9 protein-coding genes are annotated in these 9,907 nt (G+C 71.4%); 6 read left to right on the top strand and 3 right to left on the bottom strand.

Annotated features, from left to right (window positions below; translation table 11 throughout):
- Positions 1-40 precede the first annotated feature (40 nt).
- Entirely contained in the window at positions 41-688 is a 648-nt protein-coding gene (locus tag VFA06_RS23410) for a response regulator transcription factor (protein ID WP_324842848.1), read from the bottom strand.
- The gene (locus VFA06_RS23415; RefSeq protein ID WP_324842849.1) at positions 676-1,986 is read right to left on the bottom strand and encodes a sensor histidine kinase; all 1,311 of its coding nucleotides are present in this window, start codon (positions 1,984-1,986) and stop codon (positions 676-678) included. The genes VFA06_RS23410 and VFA06_RS23415 overlap by 13 nt, the downstream gene beginning before the upstream one ends.
- Before the next feature lie 187 nt (positions 1,987-2,173).
- Here VFA06_RS23415 and VFA06_RS23420 point away from each other — a divergent pair, with 187 nt between their 5' ends.
- The 5 genes from VFA06_RS23420 to VFA06_RS23440 all read left to right on the top strand — a co-directional run bounded on the left by VFA06_RS23420 (position 2,174) and on the right by VFA06_RS23440 (position 6,361).
- The gene (locus tag VFA06_RS23420) at positions 2,174-2,680 is read left to right on the top strand and encodes a hypothetical protein (RefSeq protein WP_324842850.1); all 507 of its coding nucleotides are present in this window, start codon (positions 2,174-2,176) and stop codon (positions 2,678-2,680) included.
- Positions 2,681-2,806: 126 nt separating this feature from the next.
- Positions 2,807-3,562 carry a hypothetical protein gene (locus VFA06_RS23425; protein ID WP_324842851.1) on the top strand — a complete coding sequence of 252 codons (756 nt, stop codon included), beginning with the start codon at positions 2,807-2,809 and terminating at the stop codon, positions 3,560-3,562.
- 10 nt (positions 3,563-3,572) lie between these two features.
- Complete coding sequence (locus VFA06_RS23430) at positions 3,573-4,706, top strand: hypothetical protein (protein WP_324842852.1); 1,134 nt, start codon at positions 3,573-3,575, stop codon at positions 4,704-4,706.
- 73 nt (positions 4,707-4,779) lie between these two features.
- Complete coding sequence (locus VFA06_RS23435) at positions 4,780-5,604, top strand: class I SAM-dependent methyltransferase (RefSeq protein ID WP_324842853.1); 825 nt, start codon at positions 4,780-4,782, stop codon at positions 5,602-5,604.
- A gap of 1 nt (position 5,605) precedes the next feature.
- Positions 5,606-6,361: a hypothetical protein gene (locus VFA06_RS23440; RefSeq protein ID WP_324842854.1), complete on the top strand. Its 756-nt coding sequence runs from the start codon at positions 5,606-5,608 to the stop codon at positions 6,359-6,361.
- 17 nt (positions 6,362-6,378) lie between these two features.
- Here the strand turns inward: VFA06_RS23440 and VFA06_RS23445 are convergent, their stop codons facing one another.
- Entirely contained in the window at positions 6,379-7,485 is a 1,107-nt protein-coding gene (locus VFA06_RS23445) for a polyprenyl synthetase family protein (RefSeq protein ID WP_324842855.1), read from the bottom strand.
- Positions 7,486-7,768: 283 nt separating this feature from the next.
- Between VFA06_RS23445 and VFA06_RS23450 the strand changes: the two genes are divergently transcribed.
- The gene (locus tag VFA06_RS23450) at positions 7,769-9,685 is read left to right on the top strand and encodes a glycoside hydrolase family 9 protein (protein WP_324842856.1); all 1,917 of its coding nucleotides are present in this window, start codon (positions 7,769-7,771) and stop codon (positions 9,683-9,685) included.
- Positions 9,686-9,907: the final 222 nt, after the last annotated feature.

The raw sequence follows: 9,907 nt of genomic DNA on the forward strand, positions 1-9,907 counted from the left end.
GGTAACCTCCGTTGCCCCGTGAGTAGTTCGGAGAGCACGGTCAAGAACCGCTGCCCAAGAAGCGCAGGACTGCCAGGACCCTGCGATGGTCGCCCTCGTCTGGCGGCAGGTCGAGCTTCGTGAAGATGTTGTTGATGTGCTTGCCGACCGCGCTCTCCGTGATCACCAGGATCTGCGCGATCCGGGCGTTCGAGCGGCCCTCCGCCATCAGCGCCAGCACCTCGCGCTCGCGCGGCGTGAGCCGGTCCAGCGGATCGTTGTGCCGCCGCAGCAGCAGCTGCGAGACGACCTCGGGATCGAGCGCGGTGCCGCCGGCCGCGACCCGCTCAAGGGCGTCGATGAAGTCCGTCACGTCGGCGACGCGGTCCTTGAGCAGGTAGCCGACCGCGGCCGTGTTCGTGGCCAGCAGGTCCGCGGCGTAACGCTCCTCCACGTACTGAGACAGCATCAGGACCGCGACCTCGGGCCAGGCGCGGCGGATCACCATGGCCGCGCGCACTCCCTCGTCGGAGTGTCCCGGAGGCATGCGCACGTCCACTACGGCGACATCGGGCCGGTGTTCCTCCACCGCGGCCAGCAGCGCCTCGGCGTCGCCTACCGCGGCCACGACGTCGATGCCGGAGCCCTCGAGCACCCGGGTCAATCCCGCGCGCAGCAGCACGGAGTCCTCGGCGATCACAGCGCGCACGGCAGCTCCACGGTGATGACGGTCGGGCCGCCGACCGGGCTGGTCAGAGCGAAGGTGCCGTCGACCGAGGCCGCGCGGCGGGCCAGGCCGGCTAGGCCGGAGCCGCGGGCCGGGTCCGCGCCGCCGACCCCGTCGTCCACGATGCGCAGCCGCAGCCGGCCGCGCGCCTGCACGACCTCGACGTCGGCCTGGGTCGCCTCGGCGTGCTTGGCGATGTTGGTCAGCGCCTCGGAGACCACGAAATAGGCGACCGCCTCGACCGCGGGAGCCGCCCGCTCGGGCACCTCCACGCTCAGCCGGACCGGGAACGGAGCGCGCGCGGCGATGCCGGAGAGGGCCGCGTCGAGGCCGCGATCGTCGAGCACCGCGGGGTGCAGGCCGCGCACCAGATCGCGCAGTTCCGCCATCGCGGCCTTCGCCTCCTCGTGCGCGGAACCGATGACGGCGCCGGCCTCCGGGGGCAGACCTTCGAGCTGCGAGCGGGCCATGCCGAGGTTGATCGCGAGCGAGACCAGTCGCTGCTGTACGCCGTCGTGCAGATCGCGCTCGATGCGGCGGCGCTCGGCGTCCACGGCCTGCACCAGCGCGGACCGGCTCTCCGTCAGGCCGGCGACCCGCTGTTCCAGCTGTACCGCGCGGTCCGGTCCGAGCAGCGCCATGGCGGCGCGCTCGTCGAGCGCGGCGATGATTCCGGCCAGCCATGCGGAAACCCAGAGTGCGCCCATCCCGGCCGCGCACAGCAGTATGTCGCGGGAGACCATGCCGGACGCGCGCAGCGGCGAGTGCGGCGGGAGCGCCGGGGCGATCGCCGGAAGCGCCAGCAGCACGAAACCGGCGCCGCCGAGCAGGATCATGCCGAGTCCGGCGGCCGCGAACGCCGGGGCCGCGACGAAGTGGTAGCCCAGCTGCCGCCAGGCGTCGCCGGTGCGCAGCGTCACCAGGAAGGCGCGCCAGCTGGCCGGCTGCGCGTCAGGGGCGCCCTCGGTGCGCAGCTCGACACCGAGCAGCGCGCCGAACCGGCTGCGCTGCATGGTCGTCGCGAACCGCAGCACGCGCGGCAGCAGGATCGTGACGAGCACGAACTCGAGCATGGAGATCGACCACAGCAGCTTCGAGTCCACGAGGACCGCCAGCACGAACACCACTGTCCAGCTGCTTCCGGCGGCGACGAACGCGGCGTCGCGCCACACGAGGCGGGAGAACGGCCCGCGCAGCAAGGGCGCGTGCCGCGACGGCCCGGCGCCGCCTGCCGAGCCGGCGGCCGCGGCGCCGGAGGGCACCCCCGTGGCGGCCGTCATGATCGGAACCAAGTCATGGCTGGAAGCCTATGCAACGCCGGCGCACCCGACCATGAGGTGGGGCTCCGTACTCGGGGTGGGGCTAGCCATACCCCCGACTCGGTATCGGGCGCTACTGACCGGGACCCGCGGGCCGAGCAGGCTGGAGGGCATGGAAGTCCGAACGGGGGAAAGGAAACCCGGCGCCATGTCAGTCTCATTCTTCGAGCTCGCCGAGGGCAGGTTCTCCGGTCGCGCGGGCAGCCATGACCTTGCGTACCGCCGCACCCGTGACGGCGCCAGACCGTGGCAGCGCCGCCTTGGCTGGGCGCTCACCGGGGCCGGCGCGGCGATGATCCCGTGGCTGTTCGTGCTGGCCGCCGAGCTGCCCGCGCAGACCACCGCGGTGCACTGGAACACGGTCTGGGTCGGCCTCGACAGCCTCGAAGCGCTGGGCCTGGCCTCGACCGGGCTGCTGCTGCGCCGCCAGGACTCGCGGGCCGGGCTGACCGCCGCGGCGACCGCGACGCTGCTCGCCATGGACGCCTGGTTCGACGTGCTCACCTCGGCGCCGGGCGCCGACCGGGCGGTCGCGATCGCGATGGCGGCCAGCGCGGAACTTCCGATCGCGGCGCTGTGCGCCTATCTGGCCGTACGTCTCCATCCGGGAAGCGGCGGATCAGACGCTACGCCCGAGTATCGAGCGCACGAGTAAGGCCTCGCACTCCCCCATCACCCGAACGAGCGACCCTGATTCGGCCACCCCCGGGGAATGCTGACCGTGCGGACGCCATGACGTGGCGTGATCGCGATCCGTCAGTCAAGGGGAGGGCCGGGCCACATGGGGCTCGCGATTCTGATCGCTCTTGTCGTATTAGCGGTGGCTGTGCTGGTGCTGCTCGACCGGCGCCGCAAGGAGATGAAGGTCGAGCGCGAAGACGCCTCGGCCGTCGAGTACATCAACCTGTTCATCGGTACGCTGTACATGGTGCTGTTGTCGCTGATCGTCGTGCTGCTGTGGCAGAACGTCTCGGACGTCAGCGGGGATGTGCGCACGGAGGCGTCCGGGCTTCAGGCGTTGGTGCAGACGGCGCAGCGCTTGCCGGCGAGCGAGGGGGAACCGCTGCTCAAGGCGGCCCACGAGTACGCGGCTGCCGTGCTGAACAGCGAGTGGCCGCCGAAGCCGGGCACGGACAACGGCGCAGGCGAGAACGCGCCGGCCGCGCGCGTTCTGGCCGAGGCCCGGGCGGCCGTGACGCATCCGGTGGCGTCTGGCGCCACGGCCGGAACGATCGAGGACCAGGCCATCGCGGAGATCAACACCGTGGCCGACGCGCGCGACGACCGGCTGGCGAAGTCCGGCGCCGGCGTCCCCGACGTGCTGTTGATCGCGCTCGCCGTGCTCAGCCTGATCACGATCGCCACTCCGCTCGCGCTCGGGCTGCGCGCCGACGCGCTCGCGTTCGCTGGGTTCGTGGTCACGACGGCGCTGGTGTGCCTGGCGTTCTGGTTCGTCGTGGAGCTCCAGTCGCCCTTCCACGGGCTCATCCACGCCAGCCCGCAACCGTTGCGAGACGTGCTGGCGGCGAATGCGTAGCAGGCCACTGATGCTTATCTCTCGCTTCGGCGCGCTGCTGGCGACCGGTTTCGTTCTCACGATGGGGCCGTCGGCCTTCGCGGCGTCACCCGGCCAGCATCAGGCGGCTGACACGGCTCTCGGTCTTGACCTCGAGGCGCTACACCTTTCCACGTTCACTGACACGCTGCCCGGCACCGAAGCGACCGCGTTCCACGCGCTTGCCGGTGACACGGTTCGGCGTGTCTACGTTGTGCGCAACGACGGCCTGCTGCCACTGACCCGCGTATCGGTGCACGACCCTGACGTCTCGTCAGCCGCGATCCGTTGCACGCACGACGGTGACGACGACTCGGACGACGGTGATGGCGCGGATCTCGGCCCGCTGAGCGAGCTGACCTGCTTCGCGACCTTCAACGCCGCGGTCGGCGAGCACGACGGCCGCGTTGCCGCCAGCGCTCTCTCCCCTCTCCTCAACCGCACAGTGTCCGCGTCGGCCGACGCCGGTTACACAGCCATCGCCCCTGGCCTGTCCGCGAGCCTCGCCTTCGCGAACGGCGTGCCGCCCGGCGGCGGTCTGCCCGCTGACACCACCGTCAGTGCGACGGTGCGGATCGTGAACTCCGGATCGGCCGAGGTGACCGGACTGCGCTTGGTGCCGCCGCCCTCGCTGTCCGGTCTCGCCTGCTCCGCAGGGCCTTCCGTCGGCTCGCTCGCCCCCGGCGCATCCGCCGTGTGCTCCGGTTCGCTGACGACCACGGTCGGGCGCCACGATGACAGCCTGATCGTCGCAGGAACGTGGCTCTGGGATCGGGCGATCACGTCGCAAGGGCCGCAGTCGACGCGCAGCTACCCGATCCAAGCCAGCGCCGAAGCCGCGTACAACGGCATCAAGGCCCCGGGCCCGCCCGCGTCTCCGGCACCGCCGCCAAGTCCGCGCGCCGCCGCCGCGCCGAGACTGCCGGCCGCCTCGCCCTCCCCCTCTCCTCCGGCCTCGCCGAGCCCGAGTCCGCCGCACAGCCCGGTGCCCACGCCGGTTCAGCCGCTCGTGCCGGCGAACGTGCAGTTCGTCCCCTCGCGCGGGCTCTCGCTGCCGCTCAAGGTGCTGGCCATCGTGGTCATCCCAGGAGTCGCCGCCGCACGCCGCATCGCGTCCCGCAAGTGAGCCGCGTCCCCAAGTGAGCCGTGCCTCCGGTGACCCGGGCCACAGGGGGTATGTCTCCCTCCGAGGAGGCGCAATGCGTACACATTGGGACACAGACGCGCAGGCCAACGCGTTCACGCGGGGACTTTTCGACGGCCTGCCGGAGAAGTACGACCTGCTCGCCGAGGTGCTTTCGTTCGGCCAGAACCGGCGCTGGCGGCACGCGATGGTCGACGCCGCGCTGCGGCTGAGCCCCGATGCGCACCGCGTGCTCGACGTCGCGACCGGAACCGCCGGGGTCGCGCTGGCCTGGAGCCGCCGGACGCCGGCGGACGTGATCGGCGTCGACCTGACCGAGGAGATGGTGCGCGTCGGCCGGGACCGCGTCGCGCGCCACAACGCCGAGGGACAGATCCGGCTCGTGGTCGGGCGCGCGGAGCAGCTGCCGTTCCCGGACGCCTCCTTCGACGCCCTGACCTTCACCTACTTGCTGCGATACGTGACCGATCCGGCCGCGACGCTGCGCGAGCTGGCCCGGGTCGTGCGCCCCGGCGGAGCGATCGCGAGCCTCGAGTTCGCCGTTCCGAGCAAGCCGGTGTGGCACATCGCCTGGCGCGGATACACGCGCGCGGTGCTCCCGGCGGCCGGATTCGCCACCGGCGGGCGCGAGTGGGCGCAGGTCGGCCGGTTCCTCGGCCCCTCGATCACCGAGCACTACCAGCGTCATCCGGTCGAGCAGACCGTCGCGCACTGGCGCGAAGCAGGCATCGAAGACGTCGGGGTGCGCACGATGAGTCTCGGCGGCGGAGTGGTCATGTGGGGCAGAAAGGCACGCAGCGCTCAGGGCGCCCCGGATGCCACCGCAGCGCCCGAGGCCGCGGCCACGCTCGCCGCAGAGCCAGAATCGAACGGCGCCTGACATGGCCGAAGCCGATTCGCTCTCGCCCGCCTTCTACGCGCGGCGTGGTGGCGCGCGCTGGGACTGGTGGACGGTGCTGCATCCGCCGTACACGCTGTGGCACCTTTCCTATGCCGCGATCGGCGCCGCGCTCGCACCGCACCTCGACTGGTTGATTCTCGGCGCGACACTGGTCGCGTTCACGCTCGCCGTGGGTATCGCGGCGCACGCTCTCGACGAGTGGAACGGCCGGCCGCTGCGCACCGGCATCAGCGACAGAGCTCTGTGGTCGGCGGCGATCGTGTCGCTCGCGGCCGCGGCGGCGCTCGGGATCGCGGTGCTGCCGCGTACCGGACTGGTGTTGATCCCGTTCGTGGTGGTCGGGGTCGTTCTCGTACTCGGATACAACCTCGAACTCTTCGGCGGCGCGCTGCACACAGACCTCGGATTCGCCCTCGCGTGGGGGGCGTTCCCCGCGGCAGTCGGCTACGTCGCGCAGGCGCCCGCGTTCAATTCGCCGCGCTCTCTCGGCGCTGTCGTCGCCGTTATCGCCGCGACGGCTCTCTCTGCGGCGCAGCGGCGCCTGAGCACGCCCGCGCGCATGCTGCGCCGACGAGCGGTGAACGTGACCGGTGTCGTCGAACTCGCCGATGGCTCCACGATGCCACTCGACAAGGCGGCGTTGCTTAACCCACTCGACGGCGCTCTCAAGCTGCTGTCTTACGCGGTGCCCGCCATCGCCATCGCCGTCCTGCTCTCCCGAGTCCCGCACTGGTAGCGCCGTCTGCTCGCCGCTCACCCCTCCGTGACCACCGCCACCAGCCCCACCAACGACTCCCGCACCCCCGCATCCACGTGGACACCGGAACTGAGTGCCTCAACCGCCTGCTTTCCCAGCCCTTTGATACGTTCTTCCACCGCCTGGCGCGCTCCCGCCTCCTCCATCAGCATGCGGATCTCGTCGACGGCCGACTGTGACCCGCTTCCGACGAGTAGCCGCAGCCGTCGCCGCCCTGCTGAGTCCAACCGCTGATACGCCTCCGCGAGCAGCACGGTGCACTTTCCGTCCCGTAGATCATCGCCCGACGGCTTTCCGGTGTCGGCCGGGTCGGCGAAGGCGCCGAGCAGATCGTCGCGCAGTTGGAACGCCAGGCCCAAGGCCAGGCCGTAGGCCTCATACGCCGCCAGCAGGTCCGCGCCCGCGCCGGCCAGCGTTCCGCCGAACCGCAGCGGACCGGTGGTCGTGCACGCGGCGGTCTTGGCGCGCGCCACGGTCAGCGCGTCGTCGAGCTCGAACCAGCCGCTCGCCTGCGCGACCAAATCAAGGTACTGGCCGCGGATGGTCTCGGCGCGCATCGCGTCGTACACGGGCCGGCCGCGCTCGACCGCGGCGGCCGGCAGCCCGCTCTCCCGCAGCAGCCGGTCGGCCCAGACCAGGCAGAGGTCGCCGGCCGCGATCGCCGCGCCGACGCCGAACTGCCCGGCTTCGCCGCGCCAGCCGGCCCCGGCATGCCGCGCGGCGAAAGCCCGGTGCACGGTGGCACCGCCGCGGCGAGTCTCGGATTCATCCATCACGTCGTCGTGTATCAGGGCGCAGGCATGCAGCAGTTCCAGCGACGCGCCGCCGCGCACGATCGCGTCGTCGACCGCCAGGCCGGTTCCGGCCCAGCCGAGCACGCAGAGGGCCGCGCGCAGTCGCTTGCCGCCGCGCGTGATCAGGTCGGCGATGCCCGAAACGAACTCCTCGTCCGCGAGCTGCCGATGTCCGTCCCGCGCCTCGCTCGCCCACCCGCCCGGACCTCGCGTCCGCGCTTCGCCGGGCGGCACTTCACCGAGCCGCGCATCGAGGAAATCCGCCAGCACGCCGTCCACGCGCGAACGCAGCGGCTCCAGTTCGCGCATGTCCGACCTCCCAGTTCGCCGCTTCGGGATACCCGGCGGCTGCGGCCTCATCCCTACCCCTCCCCCGCGCGCCCGCATCCTCTACACGATCTGCCTCATCACGCTGTTCAATTCCTTTCCTTCCACGCCAGTGCGTTGACCGGTGCTCCGGACGGCGCTACGGTGCGCCTCTAGTAAAGGAGATTTACCAGTCAAGGGAGACGCCGTGCCGATCCGCCGCAAGCCGCACCGCCATCCACGCCCTCGCTCCCGCACTCCTTCGCGCTCGACGCGCCTCGCAGCGGTGGCCACCACGGCCGCCGTCGCCGCCTCGCTGAGCCTCGTTGGCCAAGGCAGCGCGCACGCCGCCGCGGCGAGCCAGATCCGCATCGACCAGATCGGCTACCTGCCCACCGAGGTGAAGGTCGGCTATCTGATGACCGGCGCGGCCGTATCAGGGGCCAGATTCTCCGTGGTCGACTCCGCCGGCCGGAGCGTTCTGAGCGGCAACGTCGGATCGACCAGCCGAGGCAAGTGGAACAGCGCTTACCCCGACGTGTATCCGATCACGTTCACCGCGCTCACCAAACCGGGCCGCTACCACCTGGTCGTGAGCGGAGCGGCGAGCGCCAGTTCCCCGGCCTTCGCCATCACCACGGCGGCATCGATGTACAGCAAGCTGGTGGCGGACGGGGTGACCTTCTACCAGGTGCAGCGCGACGGCTCGGACGTGATCAGCGGAGCGCTGCACCGTCAGCCCTCGCACCTCAACGACCGGAACGCGGCAGTGTACAAGTGGCCGCACTTCGCCTCCGGCGGCTCCGACACCATCACCGACGGCGATCTGACCAAGGCCGGCGGCAGCCACGACGTGTCAGGGGGCTGGTTCGACGCGGGCGACTTCCTGAAGTTCACGCACACCGCCGCCTATGGTGACGCCGTCCTGTTCGCCTCGGAGCGCGCTCTCGGCGCGTCCGCGCCGACGAGCCTCGACGCCGAGGCGCACTACGGCGAGGCCTGGCTGAGCAAGATGTGGGATCAGTCCACGAAGACGCTCTATCTCCAGGTCGGCATCGGCTCCGGCAACTCCGCGGGCACCTTCACCGGCGACCACGACCTGTGGCGGCTTCCGCAGGCCGACGACGGCGACACCGCCGCCGCGGATCGGTACTCCGCAGCGCACCGCCCGACCTTCACCGCGGCCGCCCCAGGCGCGAAGATCAGCCCCAACCTGGCCGGTCGCGTATCGGCCGCCTTCGCACTGGCGGCACAGGTCGACGCGGCCCGCGACCCGTCCCGCGCGGCCGCCGAGTATCAGGCCGCTACCTCGCTCTACGCGCAGGCGAACACCGCCAGCCCGCCGAACCCGCTGGTGACCGCGCTGCCGAACGCGTACTACCCCGAGAGCAGCTGGCACGACGACATGGAGTTCGGCGCCGCCGAGATCGCGCTCGCGGCCCACGCGCTCGGCCACGACGCGAACGCCAAGCCCTACCTCGCCGACGCGGCGACGTGGGCCAAGGACTACCTCAGCGCGGACACCGGCGACACGTTCAACCTCTACGACACCAGCGCCCTCGCGCACGCCGACCTGATCAAGGCTATGGCTGCCGCGGGCGACCCGAGCGGATCAGGGCTCGCAGTCGGCAGGAGCGCGCTGGTCGCGGACCTCAAGCGGCAGCTGCAAACCGCGGCCTCCCGGGCATCATCAGACGTCTTCCACGCCGGCGGGGTCTACTCGGACTTCGACGTCGACTCGCACACCTTCGGCCTGCTGGCCACCGAGGCGCTCTACCGGCAGGCCACCGGCGACCGCAGCTTCGCTGGCTTCGCCACCGAGCAGCGCGACTGGCTGTTCGGCGCTAACGCGTGGGGCACCGGCTTCATGGTCGGCGAGGGCGACCTCTTCCCGCGCTGCATGCAACACCAGGTGGCGAACCTCAGCGGCAGCACCGACGGCAAGGGCCCGCTCGCGGTCGGCGCCGTCGTGAACGGGCCGAATGGGGCCGATCAGTTCACCGGCGGCCTGGGAGATCTGCAGAGCGGGATGACCGCCTGCCCGGCGAACCAGAACAGTGACCCGTTCGCCGCGTTCACCGGTCACGGCAGCCGGTTCGTCGACGACGTCAGGAGCTGGCAGACGGACGAACCGGCCCTCGACATGACCGGCAGCGCCATCATCGCGGCCGCGCTGCAGGAGTCGGCCGCCGCCGCGCGCTGACTACCCCGCTCGACGCGAGGACGGGGCGTGCCTGAACCGCACGCCCCGTTCGGGCGGACCTCGTTGATCGGTGGATTCGGCCCCGGAAACGGGGCGGTCCCCGGCATCACGGGGGGGATGCGATGCCGGGGACCCTTCCGGCGGGAACGAATCCACACGCCGGGTGATGGATCAGACGGGGTGGGGTGTCTGATCATGAGCTAGTGTGTCAGCTTCGCCCGG

It is taken from the genome of Actinocrinis sp. (assembly GCF_035653575.1).
Classification (GTDB): domain Bacteria; phylum Actinomycetota; class Actinomycetes; order Streptomycetales; family Catenulisporaceae; genus Actinocrinis.